The organism is Hahella sp. HNIBRBA332, from assembly GCF_030719035.1.
Lineage (GTDB): Bacteria > Pseudomonadota > Gammaproteobacteria > Pseudomonadales > Oleiphilaceae > Hahella.
This window is the reverse complement of record NZ_CP132203.1, coordinates 5582719-5600170: the sequence shown is the minus strand read 5'-3', so window position 1 is coordinate 5600170 and position 17452 is coordinate 5582719. Positions and strand designations below refer to the sequence as shown.

Annotated in this window: 16 protein-coding genes and 1 riboswitch; of the genes, 10 read left to right on the top strand and 6 right to left on the bottom strand. The window is 55.8% G+C overall.

Annotation, left to right across the window (positions count from 1 at the left end; all coding sequences use genetic code 11):
- The first annotated feature begins 89 nt into the window (after positions 1 to 89).
- Entirely contained in the window at positions 90 to 1709 is a 1620-nt protein-coding gene (locus O5O45_RS24770) for an endonuclease (RefSeq protein WP_305901992.1), read from the top strand.
- A gap of 168 nt (positions 1710 to 1877) precedes the next feature.
- Positions 1878 to 2570: a DUF2461 domain-containing protein gene (locus O5O45_RS24765; RefSeq protein WP_305901991.1), complete on the top strand. Its 693-nt coding sequence runs from the start codon at positions 1878 to 1880 to the stop codon at positions 2568 to 2570.
- Between the two features lie 20 nt (positions 2571 to 2590).
- Here the strand turns inward: O5O45_RS24765 and O5O45_RS24760 are convergent, their stop codons facing one another.
- Together O5O45_RS24760 and O5O45_RS24755 are read right to left on the bottom strand one after the other, a co-directional pair.
- Complete coding sequence (locus O5O45_RS24760) at positions 2591 to 3382, bottom strand: SDR family oxidoreductase (protein ID WP_305901990.1); 792 nt, start codon at positions 3380 to 3382, stop codon at positions 2591 to 2593.
- Positions 3383 to 3421: 39 nt separating this feature from the next.
- Positions 3422 to 4045 (bottom strand): LysE family translocator, encoded by a 624-nt coding sequence (locus O5O45_RS24755; protein ID WP_305901989.1) that lies wholly within the window; start codon positions 4043 to 4045, stop codon positions 3422 to 3424.
- A 135-nt stretch (positions 4046 to 4180) separates the two neighbouring features.
- On the opposite strand from O5O45_RS24755, the gene O5O45_RS24750 reads away from it, so the two are divergent.
- Positions 4181 to 4921 (top strand): DUF6901 family protein, encoded by a 741-nt coding sequence (locus tag O5O45_RS24750; RefSeq protein WP_305901988.1) that lies wholly within the window; start codon positions 4181 to 4183, stop codon positions 4919 to 4921.
- Here O5O45_RS24750 and O5O45_RS24745 read toward each other — a convergent pair.
- Complete coding sequence (locus O5O45_RS24745; RefSeq protein ID WP_305901987.1) at positions 4918 to 5478, bottom strand: RNA 2'-phosphotransferase; 561 nt, start codon at positions 5476 to 5478, stop codon at positions 4918 to 4920. The genes O5O45_RS24750 and O5O45_RS24745 overlap by 4 nt on opposite strands.
- 19 nt (positions 5479 to 5497) lie before the next feature.
- On the bottom strand, positions 5498 to 6226 hold the full coding sequence (locus O5O45_RS24740; protein WP_305901986.1) for a pyridoxine 5'-phosphate synthase: 729 nt from the start codon (positions 6224 to 6226) through the stop codon (positions 5498 to 5500).
- A gap of 178 nt (positions 6227 to 6404) precedes the next feature.
- On the opposite strand from O5O45_RS24740, the gene O5O45_RS24735 reads away from it, so the two are divergent.
- From O5O45_RS24735 to O5O45_RS24725, 3 genes are all read left to right on the top strand, one after another.
- Entirely contained in the window at positions 6405 to 8159 is a 1755-nt protein-coding gene (locus O5O45_RS24735; protein ID WP_305901985.1) for a hypothetical protein, read from the top strand.
- 45 nt (positions 8160 to 8204) lie between these two features.
- Positions 8205 to 9950: a hypothetical protein gene (locus O5O45_RS24730; RefSeq protein WP_305901984.1), complete on the top strand. Its 1746-nt coding sequence runs from the start codon at positions 8205 to 8207 to the stop codon at positions 9948 to 9950.
- Positions 9951 to 10098: 148 nt separating this feature from the next.
- Complete coding sequence (locus O5O45_RS24725; protein ID WP_305901983.1) at positions 10099 to 11871, top strand: DUF4153 domain-containing protein; 1773 nt, start codon at positions 10099 to 10101, stop codon at positions 11869 to 11871.
- Positions 11872 to 11941: 70 nt separating this feature from the next.
- On the opposite strand, the gene O5O45_RS24720 is transcribed toward O5O45_RS24725, so the two are convergent.
- A complete protein-coding gene (locus O5O45_RS24720; RefSeq protein WP_305901982.1) occupies positions 11942 to 12382 on the bottom strand; it encodes a hypothetical protein in 441 nt (146 codons plus the stop codon).
- Between the two features lie 2 nt (positions 12383 to 12384).
- The gene (locus tag O5O45_RS24715; protein WP_305901981.1) at positions 12385 to 12813 is read right to left on the bottom strand and encodes a hypothetical protein; all 429 of its coding nucleotides are present in this window, start codon (positions 12811 to 12813) and stop codon (positions 12385 to 12387) included.
- A 385-nt stretch (positions 12814 to 13198) separates the two neighbouring features.
- Positions 13199 to 13303: riboswitch (TPP riboswitch) on the top strand.
- A gap of 110 nt (positions 13304 to 13413) precedes the next feature.
- On the opposite strand from O5O45_RS24715, the gene thiC reads away from it, so the two are divergent.
- The 4 genes from thiC to O5O45_RS24695 are packed head-to-tail and all read left to right on the top strand — an operon-like array spanning position 13414 to position 17422.
- Complete coding sequence (thiC, locus tag O5O45_RS24710) at positions 13414 to 15330, top strand: phosphomethylpyrimidine synthase ThiC (RefSeq protein ID WP_305901980.1); 1917 nt, start codon at positions 13414 to 13416, stop codon at positions 15328 to 15330.
- Positions 15320 to 16384 (top strand): glycine oxidase ThiO, encoded by a 1065-nt coding sequence (gene thiO, locus O5O45_RS24705; RefSeq protein ID WP_305901979.1) that lies wholly within the window; start codon positions 15320 to 15322, stop codon positions 16382 to 16384. Before thiC ends, thiO begins: the two co-directional genes overlap by 11 nt.
- Entirely contained in the window at positions 16374 to 16583 is a 210-nt protein-coding gene (gene thiS / locus O5O45_RS24700) for a sulfur carrier protein ThiS (RefSeq protein ID WP_305901978.1), read from the top strand. The genes thiO and thiS overlap by 11 nt, the downstream gene beginning before the upstream one ends.
- A gap of 47 nt (positions 16584 to 16630) precedes the next feature.
- Complete coding sequence (locus tag O5O45_RS24695) at positions 16631 to 17422, top strand: thiazole synthase (RefSeq protein WP_305901977.1); 792 nt, start codon at positions 16631 to 16633, stop codon at positions 17420 to 17422.
- The last annotated feature ends 30 nt before the right edge of the window (positions 17423 to 17452 follow it).

The window sequence follows — 17452 nt, the reverse complement described above, 5'->3', positions numbered from 1 at the left end:
ATCGTCACAAAAATAACCACAAGCTGTCATAGCGGCCACGTAGGGTATTCCAGTTGTACGCCCGGCATTACTAACCTGGAGCCAGTTAAATGAATAAGAACGTATGGATGATCCTGCTGGGGGCGATGGGGCAAATGGTCTGCCCATCTTCTCATGGGGAATTGTTGATCAGTGAAGTGTTGTATGACGCGCCTGATAATGATGCGTCGCAAGAGTGGGTGGAGATATTCAATCCGTCCTGCCAGAACGTGAATCTGGCGGACTACAGTTTGCAGGACAACGGCGGCGCGTACCCGTTGAGCGGTGTGATCGGCGCCGGCGCCTATGTCTCGGTGGCGAAGAACGCCGCTGGATTCCAGGGCCTGTTCGGGATGAATCCGACGCTTTCCGGGATGTCTCTGAGCCTGGGTAATTCCGGAGACTTCGTCAAACTGATGAAAGGCTCCCAGGAAGTGGACATGGTGGCGTGGGAAGGGGCGGTGTCCCAGTGGTATTTGAATGCGCAGAATGTGTCGCTGATGCGTTTCGCCAGCGATGACACGGACACCCAGCAGGACTGGGTCGCCGCCGCCACAGCGGGCGCCCCGGGCGTGGGCGATCTTTACGCTGGCTGCGGCGGGCCTGATCAAGGCCCCGGCGATGATTCTTCCGCGACGGGAACGCTCGTCAATGGCGTGGCCAAGACAGGGCTGGCGGGCGCGGCGGGCTCGCAGACGTTCTATGTGGGCAGCGTTCCCGCCGGCGCCGTCAGCCTCAAGTTCGAGCAGTATGGCGGTAAAGGCGATGCGGATTTGTTCGTACGTTTCGGCGCAGCGCCGACCTCCTCCGTTTATGACTGTCGCCCCTATGCGGGGGGCAATGACGAATCCTGCGAATTCAAAGGCCCCGCTGCAGGGGACTATCACGCCATGGTGAGAGGCTACAGCGACTACAGCGGAGTCAGTCTGCGCATGAGCTACAGCGCCGATAGCGGAGGCGATGATGGATACGACGACGTTGACGGTTATTACTCTTCCGCCATGGGGAAAACCGGGGCGGCGTTGAAATCCGAGCTCAACAGCATTCTGCGCGGCCACACTGCTTTGAGTTATTCCCAGGTCTGGGATGCGCTCAAGTATACCGATGAGGACCCTGACGACAGCAGTCATGTCATGCTGTTGTACTCCGGCCGTTCCATCGACAAGGACGACAATGCTGGCCAATCCAATTCCGGCGACGCCTGGAATCGGGAGCACGTATGGCCCAAGAGTCACGGCTTCAGCAGCAGTAGTCAGCATGCTCACACGGACATCCATCACCTGCGGCCAGCGGATGTTTCAATAAACAGCGAACGCGGCAATAAAGATTTCGACCTGGGAGGCGGCGCGATTGGCGAAGCCCCGGAGAACAAGACCGACGCAGACAGCTTTGAGCCCAGAAATGCAGTAAAAGGCGATGTGGCGCGCATGATTTTCTACATGGACGTGCGCTATGAAGGCGGCGATAACAGCGGCACGCCGAATCTGCAGCTCGTCAATTATGCCGGGACGGGGACCAACGACCCCAAATTGGGCAAGCTATGCCAGCTGTTGCAGTGGCATAACCAGGACCCGGTGGACGCTTGGGAGAAACGCCGTAACCAGCGTATTTATGAACGCCAGGGCAACCGCAATCCGTTCATTGATAACCCGGGATGGGCGCAGGAAATCTACGCGGCTTCTTGCCAGTAACGCTTATCTAAAATGCAAAGGCGCGCCGCGGTTGTGGGGATCGCGGCGGTTTATCTATTCGCTATATTCGTCATAGTCGAAGCGGGTTATTTCCTGCTATAAACGTGGGTTTATGCATTTGTACTTCGAATTCAGGCGAGCACTCGCGATGAGGGAGGCGGCGTTACCATGGCGGAATTTTCTGGATTTTCCCCGGACTTTTTTGAATTTTTCCAGCAGTTGCAGGCAAATAACAACAAGGAATGGTTTGAAGAGAACAAAGCGCGGTTCAAGCAGGATGTGCAGCAGCCGCTAGTGCGTTTTATTGAGGCCATGGCGCCGGAGTTGATGAAAGTCTCTCCCTATTTTGTAGCGGACCCGCGACTGAACGGCGGCTCGATCTTTCGCATCTACCGGGACACCCGTTTCTCCAAAGACAAGACGCCCTATAAAACTCACGCCGCCGCGCAATTCCGGCATCAACAGTACAAGAACGTGCATACGCCCGGTTTCTATGTGCATCTGGCGACGGATGAGATTTTCTTCGGCGGCGGTATCTGGATGCCGGAGTCGCAAGAGCTGTTGAAGATTCGCGAGCGCATTCGCGATAAGCCGAGCGCCTGGGAGAAGGTGTTGGCGGATAAGAAACTGAAGAAAGTGCATGGCGGCGTCACCGGAGATGGGTTGACGCGGCCGCCCAAGGGCTTTGACGCTGACGCTCCCCATATTGAGGACATCAAGCGCAAGAGCTTTTTCGCCATGACGCAATGCCCCGTGGATGCAGCCATGGAGAAGGACTTCCATAAACAGGTCGCCGCCGGTTTTGCGGCGGCGGGACCTTTGGTGGAGTTTTTGTGCGGCGCGATGAACGTGCAGTACTAGTCGCCGCTTTGAGGTTGACGCTAGAACAGCGTCTTCATGGTTCCACCGTCCACCACCAATGACGCCCCGGTGATGTAGCTGGCGGCGTCGGACAGCAGAAATACCGCCGCATTGGCGAACTCCTCCGGGCTGCCATAGCGGCCCAAGGGAATACTGGAGGCGGAGGCGTCGCGCTGTTGCTCCACGGAAACGCCTTTTTTCGCTGCGGCGGTAGCGTCCAAAGATTGCACCCGAGGCGTATCGATGCGACCGGGAATCAGATTATTGACGCGAATGCCTTCGCTCGCGAGGCTTCGGGATAAACTCTTCATCAGGCTGGTGACTCCGGAGCGCATGACGTTGGACAACAACAGCATGTCGATGGGCTCTTTCACTGAGGAAGAAGTGATGCTGAGAATGCTGCCTTTGCCCTGTCCGCGCATGGCGGGCAGGACCGCGCGCACCATGCGCACGCTGCTCATCAGAGTCAGTTCAAAGGCGTCGCTCCAGGCGGCGTCGTCAAAATCGTCGAATTGCCCCGCTGGCGGGCCGCCGGCGTTTACCACCAATCCTTGTGGAGCGCCCAGCTCATCGGCGGTGCGTTGCGCCCAGGCGCTGATGGCGGCGGCATCCCTGGCGTCCACGGACATCGCTAATACCTTGGCGCCGGTAGCGGCGCGGATTTTTTCCGCCGCCGCGTCAATGCCTTCCTGTGATCGGCTCATCATGGATAAGCGGGCGCCCTGACGCGCGCATTCCATGGCGATAGCGAAGCCCAGGCCGGAGCTGGCGGCGGCCACCATGACGGTCTTATCCTGCAAACCAAATTCCATCGTCGGTTACCTCTTAAAAGTGATAGGGGGTGGCTGGCGTCAGCGGCTGGAGCCGGCCATCACCAGACCGAAACTGATGAATACGCCACCGGTGACTTTATTGAAGCGGTTCATGATTTTTTCTTTGCGCAAATAGACGCGCAGCCGGGTGGATAAGGCGGCGTAAAAAGACAGGAAACCGAATGAACACACGGCGAAAGTCAGCGCCAGGGGCGGGAACTGCTGGATAAAGGGCTTGGATACGTCAATGAACTGGGGAAACAAGGCGGTGAAAAAAGCGATGGCCTTGGGATTGCTGATGCCTGTCAAAAAGCCTTCCCGATACAACTCCCAACGGCTGTAGGTGAACGTTGAGACCTCGCCATCCGCGTCGATGGGCAATGCGCCTTTGCTGCGCCAGGCTTTTACGCCAAGGTAGATCAGATAGAGTCCGCCGAGAACCTTGATGATGGTGAACAAGGTGGCGGAAGCCAGTATCGCGGACCCTAACCCCAATGCGGAGACCGCCGCCAGCAGCAATACGGCGGCGACGTTGCCGGCGATGCTGACGCTGGCGCCTTTGAGGCCGTATTTGGCGCCGTTTTTCACCGCCAGAAATACCGCCGGTCCCGGGCTGGCGATAGCGGTGGCGACAATGGCCAGGAATATCAGGTATTCCGTCATGCTTTATTCTCCTTGTTGTCTATAGCGCGTCGGGGTTTATCTGTAGCTGCTTCGTTTTTTCCGCACCGTTGTCATGCTCACCTCGGCAGGGCAACTATACTGAGAGGGTCTGACGGCAATTAAAGGCGGCCGGAAATGGAACCCATTAAAATCGGATATCGGTTCAAGCTCGATAAGTCGCGCAGCGAAAATTTTGAGATCACGCTCGATGAGAACAATGTAGAAGTTCTTGATCGAAATATAAAAGACTTTCCAGAGTGGACTCAACTGGATTGTCATAAATGCCCCCATTGTCCGCTCGACTCCATGTACCATCCTCACTGCCCGGCGGCTTTAAGCCTAGTGGAGGTGGTGCAGCGTTGCCAGGATATTATGTCCTTCGAGCAGGTGGATCTTGAGGTGTCGATAGGGGACAAGAAAATCAGTCAGCACACCTCGGCGCAGAAAGCCTTGAGCGCCCTGATTGGCTTGCTGATGTCCACCAGCGGCTGTCCGCATCTGGATTTTTTCCGACCCATGGCGCGCTTGCATCTGCCGATGGCGACGGAGCATGACACCGTGTTTCGCGCCGCCGGCATGTATCTGCTGGCGCAATATTTCCGGTCTGCGGAAGGTCGGGACGTCGATTTGACTCTGCGCGGGCTGAAGACGATTTACCGTAATCTGCACCAACTGAATCTATGCATATCCAAGCGCCTGCGCGCGGCGTCGGAAGCGGACTCTTCCGTGAACGCCGTGATTCTGCTGGATCTGTTCAGCACCGTGATTCCCATCATCATCGAAGACAATCTGGAAGACATCCGCGAGTGGTTCGACCCCTATATGTCAGAGCTGTTTGACAGGGTGTTGGAGCAGGCGGGTAAAGAGCCGGATTAGCCTTGCTGCGAGGTGTTGAGCAGGCTCAGATACTGCGGCGGTACAGCGTCGGTGAGCCAGACTTGGTTGGCGGAGAGGTAGAACGCATGTCCCGCTTGAGACAGCGCTCTGGCGTCGATGCGAAAAATCACGGGTTTGCCGTGTCGGCTTCCTACCTTATGGGCGGTCTCCACGTCCGCGCTCAAATGCACATGACGACGCTGGCCGGGCTGTAATCCCGTCGCCAGGATAGCGTCCGCGAATCGCGTGGCGGAGCCGTGATACAACACCTCCGGCGGCGCCACGGGCGTCAACTGCAAATCCACGTCGATGGAATGCCCCTGACTGGCGCGAATGCGTCGTTTGTCTTCGGACAGGGTGAAGCGCTGTTTGTCGTTGGTGGCGACGATCTCCAGCACGTCCTCCAGGCTGATGCTTACGCCCTGTCGGGCGGCTCCCGCCAGCAGGGCGTTCATATCAGCCCAGCCGCTGGCGTCCAGGGACAGGTTGATGAGCTGCGGCTGATGCCGCAACACCAAACTGAGGAATTTGCTTTTCGACTTCAAAGCTTTATCCATGGACGCCAGACCTGTTGGGTTAAGAAAGAATGTCGACGTATTTCTGAATAACCTGATCAAAGCCCATTTCCAGGGCTTCCACGGTTAACGCATGGCCGATGGACACTTCCGCGATCGTGCCTTGCGCCACCAGCGGCGCCAGATTTTCCAGATTAAGGTCATGTCCGGCGTTAACCGTCAGCCCCAGTGACACGGCGTACTGAGCGCAGGCCAGATACTTGGCGGCGACGGCCTCGAATTGCGGCGAGCCATAAGCGTGGGCGTATTCTTCGGTGTATAACTCGATGCGCTTGGCGCCGGTGGCGTGGGCCAGTTTGATCTGGTCTTCGTCAGGGTCCATAAAGAGGCTGACGCGTACGCCGGCCGCCTGCACTCTGCTGACAATATCCGTAACAAACTCATTGTCCTGGCGCAGATCCCAGCCGTGATCGGAAGTGATCTGGTCAGGCTTGTCCGGGACCAAGGTAAATTGATGCGGCTTGTGCCGCAGCACATACTCAATCAGCTCTTCTTCCGGGTAACCTTCGATGTTCAGTTCGGCTTCTCCGAACTCCTTCACCAGCTCACTCAGGTCAGCGATATCAGTGTAACGGGCATGACGTTGATCCGGTCGTGGATGAATGGTGACCCCACCAGCGCCCGCCTGCAACGCGCGGCGTCCGAACGCCTTCACGCTGGGATAATCGCGCCCTCTGGAATTGCGGATCAGGGCGATCTTGTTGAGGTTTACGCTCAGAACGGTCTTCATATCTGCTGGGTCCTTATAAAACTGTCACGCGATGTTGCAGGATCATAGCACCCTGCAGCGGACAAACCCACTGCGACGCCCTTCACGCCCCGCCACCAAGGGTTTCCCCCAGACGTTTGTAAGTACTTATTATGCTTCAATAAAGAACTCAATAACCGCTACTGAGGACCCCCATCTGATGAAACCTCGACTCCTTCCGCGATGGATATTGCGCATCGCCGTAGTGCTCGCATTCCTGCTCTCCTTTTCCGCCCTGGCGGCGCCGGATGGATGGAAAGTGTTAGTGGAAAACGGCGAAGAGCTGTTTATTCCTGGCGACCTGAAAGCGGACGAAGAATACCGCATGTTTCTTTCCGTGGCGGAAGACGTGCCGCAAAGTGAATATCGGGGTTGGTTTGAACGTGTGCTGAAAGAAGACGGCGGCAGGCTGGGCGAGGTTATCGACACGTTGGCGGTCAAAGAAAATAAGAACGGGGTGCTTAGCTCCACAGTGATGATGCAGACCGAGGGTAAGGCGCGATTCGTCCACTATATGGCGTTTTACGGTAAGGGGAAGGCCGTCTACATGCGCATTTTCGCTTCAGACGGCGCTAAATTAGTTTCCCGCTACAGCGCAGGCATGCAGCAGGTAATGAAGGAAAACCTGCCGCTACGACTCAAGGGCGTCGCCAGCCAGTCAGGCTCCGCGACTCCGGCTCCTCAGCCTGAAACGACGCAGAAATCTGCGCAGAGCCTCCCTGCCTCAACCCCAAATACGGGTATAACCAAAAAAACGGATATCCAAAAAGTCGATAACGGCGCGTTGCCTCGCTACTCTTTGCCCAATACCTACGAGGCGCTGGTGTGTGATTACACGACGGGCATCTCCAACTCCAACTACAAAGTGGATAACTTTGTTTATCTGTTATTTAAAGACGGCAGCGCATACAAGCGTTTGAAGGTTCCCCCTGAGGATTTCAATGTCGCCAAAGCGCGCAAGGAAGATCCGAAAAACTGGGGCGTATGGAAGAAGAGCGGCGATGGTTACAAGGTTAAGGTTGGCGGCGGCTGGCGTGAGCTTAAGCGCAGCGCCCTTCTGGAGCCGGCGCGGATCGGGGAACGACTGAACCGTTACATCTACATCATGAACGCGCATGGTATGGCGGGTATCTCAGCCACCAGTAGCGTTTACACCAACAGTTGGACCTTTCACGGCTCAGGGCGCTTCACCAAAGGTTCATCCAGCCTGCATGGCTCGGGAGGCGCGGCGTCGGCCCTGACCGGCACCAGCGTATACGCCTCCAGCAAAAGCGATGAGCACGGAGATAGCTCGGTGGCGGGCGGGATGGCGCCCGGTGTGGTGACCTCCACCACCAGAGAGAACAAAGATGGCGCTAAAAACCGGGGCGCATATCAACTGAACGGCTACGCCATGAATCTGAGTTTCGATAACGGCGAAAAACAACGCATGCTATTTGGATTTTGCCACGGCGACCGTACCGATCCATTCCTGGGGGGGACGATGTATTGGATGAAAGAGTCCGAGGCCGAGCGTGATTTGCCAGTCGACTGGAAAATGGTGATCACTGAAAATGAGGACCAATTTTATGTCCCCGGCGATCTCAAGGAAGGAGAAGTTTTCCGTCTGGTGATTTCTCCGAAAGTGGAATTAAACGGGCGCTCGATGGAGGACTGGTTCAAGGAGACCGTGACGGAAAACCTGTCGTATCTCGGTGATCCGCTGCTCGCATCTAATTGGAAAAGCCAACAGGGGCTGTATCAGTACTACAACGCGTTTAGGGAAAATGGCCGAGATCTTTATGTGTTGTATTACGGCATGAAGACTCGCGGTCGATTCGGGCGTTTCGTCCGCCTCGTAGTCTCTGACGCCGCCATGGCGGACCGTTATACCAAGGAACTGCAGCCAGCTTTCAAAGAAGCTTTCCGCCAATAGTCGCCAGAGGTTAGAAAATTGCAATTGTCATGCTTGGTCAAAACTGTGCGCAGACAACTGGTATTTATCGCCTCATTACCTTTTGTGCTTTATACATCAGTGGTCCTTGCCGCTCCAGATGGCTGGTCTGTTCTGGTCGAAAATGGGGAAGAGATATTTATCCCCGGTGATTTGGCCAGCGAGGAAGAATACCGGCTGTTTGTCGCCCTGGCGGAAACGCTCCCACAAAGCGAATATCCGCAGTGGTTCAAAAAGCGCATTGATCTGGACGCCGGCAAGTGGGGCGAAGTATTGGCGGCGCCGGAGCCCAGGCAGAATAATGGCGGCGTGATGACGGCGACTTACGCGTTGCAAAGGCAGGACGGCGTCCCCCGTTACGCGCATTACATGGGGTTCTATGGACAAGGCAAAGCGGTGTACCTGCGCATTCTTTCTTCAGATGTGACGACGCTGGTGTCCCGCTACGCCAGTGGTATGCAGAGAGTTATTAAAGAGACGATGCCGGAACGCCTGAAGGGCGTTGCGATCTCCCAGGCTGTGTCTAACACGCCGGTTGAAACAACAACGTCTGAAGCAACACCTGTCGCCCCTCCCGCCAAAATCACTACCAAAGCCGCCCCGCCAGAATTGAAACGCATCGATAACGCCGCCGCGCCAGAGTATTCGCTACCTGACAAATATGAGGCGCTGGTATGCGACTTTACTGAAAACAGAATTGATGACACCTACGACGACTACGTGATTCTGTTGTTCAAAGATGGCGCGGCCTATAAAGGGTTGACCGTACCACCGGAAGATCTGGATGTCGCCAAGTCTCGCGAGGAATACCCCAATCGCTGGGGGGTTTGGGAGGAGGAGGACGAAGAGAGCTATAAAGTGAAAATCCCCGCCAGCGAGAAGGAGTGGAGTTCGCTGTATAAAGGTCGACATTTGGCGCCGGCGCGAATGGGCGAACGTCTGAATCGCTATATTTCGAAAACCACGATGGTGAATATGGGCATGATTGGGGGAGGTAGCTCCTACACCAACAGTTGGACTTTTCTCGGCGCCGGCCGCTTCTCGAAAGGTTACTCCAGTCTGTTCTCAAGCGGGATGATGTCTTCCATGACGGCAGGAACCAGTGTTTACGCCGCATCATATAGTGACGACACCGGGGATAGTTCTATTGTCAGCGGTAACTCTCCTGGCGTTGGCGTCACTTCTCAGAAAAAACGCAATGATGGTTCCAATAACCGTGGTCGATACCGTTTGAACGGGTACGCCATGGAGCTGACCTACGATAATGGCGAAACGGATAGAAAACTTTTCGGCTTCTGTTATGACGACCGCACGCAGCCCTTCTTGGGGGGAACGCTGTTTCCGATGCGTAAATCAGGCCCGGCGGAGAAGTTACCCTATGAATGGGGTACGAGAATCAGCCTCAACGAAGAGCGTTACTACGTTCCGAAGGAGCTAAAAGAGGGTGAAATCTTCAGAGTGGTCTTCTCGCCCATGGTGGAGCTAGAAGGCGCTGTGATAGAAGATTGGTTCAAAGAGGCGGTCAGTCAGAATTTTGCTTATTTGGGTAAGCCTATTATGGAAGGAGAATGGGGTAACGATAGAGACACGATCTATTCCTACTATAATGCATACAATGATGCGGATGGCGCGCCCTTGGTCGTGTTTTATTACGGTGCGAAAGTGGAAGACAAATATGGACGTTTCATGCGGATTATCACATCGGATTTGAAGCTTAATAAGCGCTTTAAGGAAGAAATGAAGCCCGCTATGCTGCGCGCCTTTATGCCTTAAACTTTAACATGGCGTTGTATTCAGATTCGTCTCTCTGAGGATGAAGTTGCGGCGCCATAATTCGCCATAATCCCACCTCTCGAAAGTCAGTATTGCTGTGTATGCTGGCGTTTTATCCTGATTCTGATTTTATTTAGCAGTGGACACTATGACCCCTCAAGAAACCCGTTTTCCCTTTTTCTCCACGTTGCTGGCAGGCATAGCGACGGGAACCGCCGCATGGCTGGGTATGGAGCACTGGCCGGAAGGTCTCATGGCTCAGAAGGCCGCGGCTGTCGCGATAACCTTGGTTTTTGTCTTCGCCGGCGCGTTTCTATTTACCGCCAGAACGCGCAGGAGCGCTGCGAACTGGGTGCTGGCGGCGGGCATCGCCGTCGTAATTGGCTTGTCTGCGGTCTGGCTAATCGCCAACACCTTCAAACCTGAGGGCGGCAGCTACGAGGGCTCTTCAGGTCTGGTTACCTCATGGTGGGTGACAATCGTGCCGCTGTTATTTGCGCTGCTGCCTTTTGTTCAGTGCGACTTCCAAAAAAATCAGAGTTTTATGAGCGATATTCCCAATGTGGAGTTGTATCGCAAGTATTGGGAAAACCTGTTTATTCTGGCTTTTGCGGGGCTACTGGTGGGCATCTACTGGTTGGTCGCGATGCTGGGCGTTTCTTTGTTCGATATTCTGGGGATCAGAGGACCGGGTCGGTTCGTAGAATCCCCGCCAGTAGGATGGACCGCCTCGGCGGTCATTTTCGCCTTGGGCATCAGTCTGGGCTGCCGTTATCCCAATTTATTGAATATGCTGAGCGGCCTGATCGCCACAGTGTGTCGCGCGATTCTGCCGCCGGTGGCGGCGTTCATGATCGCCTTCGCCGTCACTCTGCCCATTGTGGGCCTGGAAATGATCTGGAGCACCGGCCGCTCCACCCCCATGCTGCTGGCGATGATCCTGGTGGCTGTGGTGTCATTGAATGGGGCGGCGCTCTGTGATGGCGACCGTAATCCGTACCCGCAATGGTTACGGGCGGGGATATATGTATTGGTGGGCTTGTTGCCGATATTCGCGCTGTTGGCCGGGTACTCGCTCTACCAGCGTATCGAACAATATGGTTTGACTCCGGATCGTTACTATTCCGCTCTGTTCGTGGTATTTGCTTTGGCCCTGACGCTAAGCTATAGCGTTATCTTTTTAGCGAAACGCACCTCCTGGCGGGCGATGTTGAACTCGGTCAATACCCCGATCATTCTCTCCGCTGCGGGAGTGGCGTTGCTCACGCTGACGCCCTGGCTGAATCCTCAGGAAGTGAGCGCCAGCAATCAGTTCGCCAGACTGAAAGCCGGTGAAATCTCGGCGGAAGATATTGATCTTGGGTTGTTTCGCTATCAGCTAGGCCGATCAGGCGAAGAGAAGCTGACGCTAATTAAAGCGTTGACGGAAGAGGAGGGCGCGTTGTCTAAAGCTGAAGCGACAGTCTTGGCGCAACGGTTAGACGTGCTTGAGAGCGCCAAGTATTACTATGACTGGGAGCAAAAACAGCGCCTGGCGGAACTTTACTCGAAGCCGGCTGGTGTGGAATGGCTTAATGAAGGCGTAGCCGATAAGGCGGCGTTTGAAAGTAGCATCGAACCGGAATTGTGCCGGGAACAATTGTGCTTCGCCTTATCTGTGGACCTGGACGACGATGGTGAGAAAGAGGTTTTGATCGCCGATAGCCCTGAGTACGTTTACGACCTCAAAGTTTATGCTACGGACGAAGCAGGCGCATGGAATCAAGTGGGTCGGTTGATCATGCCCAGCTCCTCCTATTATTACGATGAAGATTTACTTGGCGTACTCAAAAGAGGCGAGTACCGTCTGGAGCTGCCGCGTTATAAATCAATTCATATTGGCGGTACGGTGATGTCTTTTTCGCCAATGCGCTCTGAATAGAACACGGAACTTGGACTGGCCTCTCCGTCCTAAAAACAGGGAAGGCCCGCATCCAGTGATAGTAACCAAGCTAGCTATTCGCATTAACTCGCGTTTCCTCCGGGCATTTAGCGGCGGCGCTGAATGCCTGATCCGGCTCCAGAAACACCACATTCACATCATCAATCAGCCATTCGGCGCCTTCCTGTACGTAAGCCAGATAAAACGTTAGCGGCTCACCGCCGATGCCGTAGCCATTGACCGTCAGACAGCCATTATCTTCTCCAACTGCGGCGGAATGGGAGTGCTCCCGCAGCATGTAGGCTTTGAACCCTAACTGTGCGAGCGCCGCCTGATCATCCGCGACCTGGTCCACGACCCGCCGGGAAAAGTACAGCGGATAGTCTGCGCTCAGTGCGTTGGCGTCAACGGCTTCCGCGTACAGACGGTAATTTGGATACAAGGGATCGAGCGCGCCAACGGATGCGCATCCTGTTGCAAGCAGACATAGAATCAGTCCCCAGATTTTCATGCTTAGTTCCCCATGATGTTCCGTAGTTGTTCGTCGTAGGCGTGATTGCGTTGCTGCATGGCTTTGGCGGCGCGGCACAACAGGCCGGAGCAGGAAGTAATTAACTCCTCAATATCAAAACTGCCGCCCACACTAAGACTGATAAGCCCGATGGAGAACGTGGCGCTGTATTTGATTAGATTGCCTTCGCCGTTAGCGAACGTAATACTCACCCACTTCACCCGTGCCCCAATCGCCTTCAACGCCGGATCGCCGCTGAAGGTCAACACCCCCGCTGAACCTGACAGCGTCGCTTTACCGTCCTGATCCACCGCCAGCTTGAACGGTCCCTTACTACGCACAATCTTCGCCGTCAGTCCCTTGTCCGTCGAATAAGCCGTTTCAATCAACTTGGCGACAGTAATCTTCAACTCAGCCCGCGTCGGATTCATCTCATGTTTCCTCAAAAGCGCGTTAAATTCAATTTTTATTGGCAATAAACATTGCTTTTAAGAAAATAGAGCAGGCTGAAGCACAAGAGAATCGGTGTTTTGGTTTAAGAAAAAGCGACTAACCGGAAATGCCGAAAAGCTGGCTTGGTAATTTAGAAGGAGAGGTCAAGAGTTGGATTAGTAATTAAAAATAGAATAACTGTAGGGAAAAGCTTTTATATTCGAGAAAATATCGACTTTTCGTTGGCTATATTCTTCATCTGATGGGGGATCGTAATGAATGAGAAAGTTAAAAGGTGTATTAATCAATTTGCAGTGAAATACATTAAATATTGCTTTTTTCATGCACTTGCCATCCACCCGCCACCAAGCCTAAACTAATCGGCACATCTTGTCGGGGTGCCTGGAGTAACAGGCTGAGACCACAACAGTGGGGCCCGTAGAACCTGATCTGGTTAGTACCAGCGTAGGAAACAAGTAGTTCATCAAACAGTTCTTAGCGGCGCTCCATCCTTGTGATGCGGGTCCGATTGCAGACCAAGACGTTGATGCCCTCTCTCCTCCCTGGTGCTACCCCATACAACCAACTAGGAGAGTACTGTGGGCGGCACAATCGATATCAATAAAATCAGCAAACTCAGTGAGTCGGCGCAGGTGGATGCGCTGTCCACGCAACCGTTTCCCGCTTCCAAGAAAATTTATGCCGAAGGCAGTCGTCCCGACATCCGGGTGGCGATGCGCGAGATCACGCTGACGCCGACGCCTTTGCAGGATGGCGCTACGGAACAGAACCCACCGCTGCGGGTATATGATACGTCTGGTCCCTACACGGACCCCGCTGTCGCGATCGACGTGCGACGCGGTTTACCGCGTATGCGCGAAGCTTGGATCAACGAGCGTGGCGACACCGAACATCTTCACGGTTCGTCTTCGTTTTACGCGCAAAGTCGCGAGCAGAATCTGTCCCTGGATAACCTGCGCTTTGAGCATCGTCACGCTCCGCGTAAGGCGCGCGCCGGCGGCAATGTCAGCCAGCTGCATTACGCCCGTAAAGGCATTATTACGCCGGAGATGGAATACATCGCCATCCGTGAAAATCTGGCTCTGGAGCAGGCGGAAATCGAGAACGCCATGCGCAGCCAGCATCCCGGCATGAACTTCGGCGCCAACACGCCCCGTTACATCACCCCGGAGTTCGTGCGTCAGGAAGTGGCGGCGGGACGGGCAGTGATACCCTGTAACATCAATCACCCGGAAGCGGAGCCGATGATCATCGGCCGCAATTTCCATGTGAAAGTGAACGCCAATATCGGTAATTCCGCTGTGACCTCGTCCATCGAAGAGGAGGTGGAAAAGCTGGTGTGGGCGACCCGTTGGGGCGCGGATACGGTGATGGATTTATCCACGGGTAAAAATATTCATGAAACCCGCGAATGGATCATCCGCAACAGCCCGGTTCCTATCGGTACGGTGCCGATATACCAGGCCTTGGAGAAAGTCGATGGCGTCGCGGAAGACCTCAATTGGGAAGTGTTCCGCGATACTCTGATTGAGCAGGCGGAGCAGGGCGTGGATTATTTCACCATTCACGCTGGCGTGCTGCTGCGCTATGTGCCCATGACCGCCAAACGCCTTACCGGCATCGTCTCGCGCGGCGGCTCCATTATGGCGAAATGGTGTCTGGCCCATCACAAAGAAAACTTCCTCTACACCCACTTTGAGGAAATCTGCGAGATCATGAAAGCCTATGACGTCAGCTTTTCGCTGGGAGACGGACTGCGTCCCGGCTGCATCGCCGACGCCAATGACGAGGCGCAATTCAGTGAGCTGCGCACTCTGGGCGAACTCACCGAGATCGCCTGGAAACACGACGTGCAGACTATTATCGAAGGCCCTGGCCATGTGCCCATGCACATGATCAAGGAAAACATGGAAGAGCAGCTCAAGCACTGCAAAGAAGCGCCGTTTTACACTTTGGGGCCGCTGATCACGGATATTTCCCCAGGCTACGATCATTTCAGCTCCGGCATCGGCGCCGCCATGATCGGCTGGTACGGTTGCGCCATGCTGTGTTACGTCACCCCCAAAGAGCACTTGGGCTTACCCAACAAGGATGACGTCAAACAAGGTCTGATTGCATATAAGATCGCCGCCCATGCGGCGGACCTGGCGAAAGGCCATCCCGCCGCCCAAATGCGGGATAACGCCATGTCCAAGGCGCGTTTCGAGTTCCGTTGGGAAGACCAGTTCAATATCGCCCTGGACCCGGACACCGCCCGTGCGTATCACGACGAAACCCTGCCCAAAGAAGGGCACAAGCTGGCGCATTTCTGCTCCATGTGCGGACCCAAGTTCTGCTCGATGAAAATCACCCAGGACGTGCGCGACTATTCCGCCAGGCTGGAGGCGGAGAAGGCGCAGGCAGAGGGCGCGTCGCAGCAGGAAGCGGAGCAGGGTATGCAGGAAATGTCGCAGAAATACAAAGACGCGGGGCGGCGTCTGTATCATGAAGTCTAAGCTGCGTATCGGCATCGCCGGCGGCGGTTTGCTTGGGCGCCTGTGCGCTTGGCGGTTGGCGCTGCGCAAGCATGAGGTCACTCTGTTTGACGCTGGAGACTTCGAGCGGCCCGGCGGCGCCTGCTGGACCGCGGCGGGCATGATTTCTCCATTGAGCGAGCTGGTGTCCGCAGAGCCTGAGGTTTACCGCATGGGCATGCGCAGCCTGGATATCTGGCCCCGATGGATCGCCGAACTGGAGCGTCAAACCGACATGTCGGCCAGCTATCGCCAGGCAGGTTCCGTTGTGGTGGCGCACTCGCTGGATAAGGCGGAGCTGGCGCAGTTTCAGCGTGATCTCAACGCCAAACTTCCCGCCGACGAAGCCTTGCAATGGCTGGATCGAGAGGGCGTCGCCAGGTTGGAGCCGGGGCTGGCGGATCATTTTGAGCAGGGTCTGTATCTGCCCTCGGAAGCGGACGTCAACAGTCGCCTCTTGCTCAACGCACTGCTCGCCGCGCTGCGACAAGGCGGCGTTCGCCTGGTTTCCGACACGCAGGTGGAGTGCTCCGCCCACCGTATGCATTGGAGCAGCGGCAGCGAGCGTTTTGACTGGGTCATCGACGTGCGCGGCCTGGGCGCCAGTCGCAATATGACGGGACTGCGCGGCGTGCGCGGAGAGGTCATGATTATTGAAACCTCCGAAGTCAGTTTGAATCGCCCCGTCCGTCTGATGCATCCCCGCTACAAGTTATATGCGGTCCCGCGCTTGAACGGTCAGATCATTATCGGCGCCACGGAAATTGAGAGCGCGGATATGTCGCCTATCAGTTTGCAATCCACACTGGAGCTGAGCAGCGCCCTGTACGCGTTGAATCCGGCGTTCGCGGAGGCGAGGGTGGTGGAAACCAGCGTCAACTGTCGTCCGGCGCTGCCGGATAACCTGCCCAGGGTGACGCGGGAGCCGGGGCTGATCTGCGCCAATGGACTGTACCGCCATGGCTATCTGCTGGGGCCTGTGGTGGTCGGGCAGGTGCTGGATCAATTGCACAGCGAGAAACAATATGCCGCCTGAAATCGAAATTACGTTGAATGGCGAACCCACCCAGGTTCGCGATGACGCGCTATCCGAGGTGTTGCAGGCCAGTGGTTACACCGGCGTCGGTTTCGCCGTCGCCATCAATGGCGAGTTCGTGCCGCGCTCCGCCTATGCGCAAACCAAAGTGAGCCCAGGCGATCTGGTGGATGTGGTGGCCCCGGTGGCGGGTGGCTGACGCGCCTTGAAACAAGTACAGGTGGCTATCGCCACCGGAGGTAAATCGTGGATAAGCTGTCTCTGTATGGAGAAACTTTTGCGAGTCGTCTGCTGATCGGTTCGGCGCTGTATCCGTCGCCGGCCATTATGCTGGAAGCGGTGCGAGCCAGCGGCGCAGAGATCATTACGTTGTCCCTGCGGCGGCAGAATCCGGCGCACCAGGACGGCAAAGTCATTTGGGATTACATCCGCTCCAGCGGCTGCAAGCTGCTGCCTAATACCGCAGGTTGTAAGTCGGCGAAAGAGGCAGTGACATTAGCGGAAATGTCCCGGGAAATTTTCCAGACGGACTGGCTGAAACTGGAGGTCATTGGCGACGATTACAGCCTGCAGCCAGACCCCTACGGACTGGTGGACGCCGCGAAGGAATTGAACAAACGGGGCTTCAAAGTGTTGCCCTACTGCACGGAAGATCTGGTGTTGTGTCGCCGGTTGCTGGATGCAGGCTGTGAGGCGTTGATGCCCTGGGGGGCGCCGATCGGTACGGGCCAGGGATTGCTGAACAAATACAATCTGCGCATGCTGCGGGAGCGTTTGCCGGACACGCCGATGATCATCGACGCCGGTCTGGGCGCGCCCTCCCACGCGGCGGAAGCGATGGAGATGGGCTTTGACGCCGTGCTGTTGAACACGGCGGTCGCCAAGGCCCATGATCCAGTTGGCATGGGCGGCGCGTTCAAACTGGCGGTGGAAGCCGGTCGCGCCGGATATAACGCAGGCCTGATGCTGACACGGCAAACCGCCAGCCCCAGCACGCCCACCATCGGTATGCCGTTCTGGCGGCGGCAGTCGCAATGAGCTTCAACTTACGCTTATTTTTTGCGGACG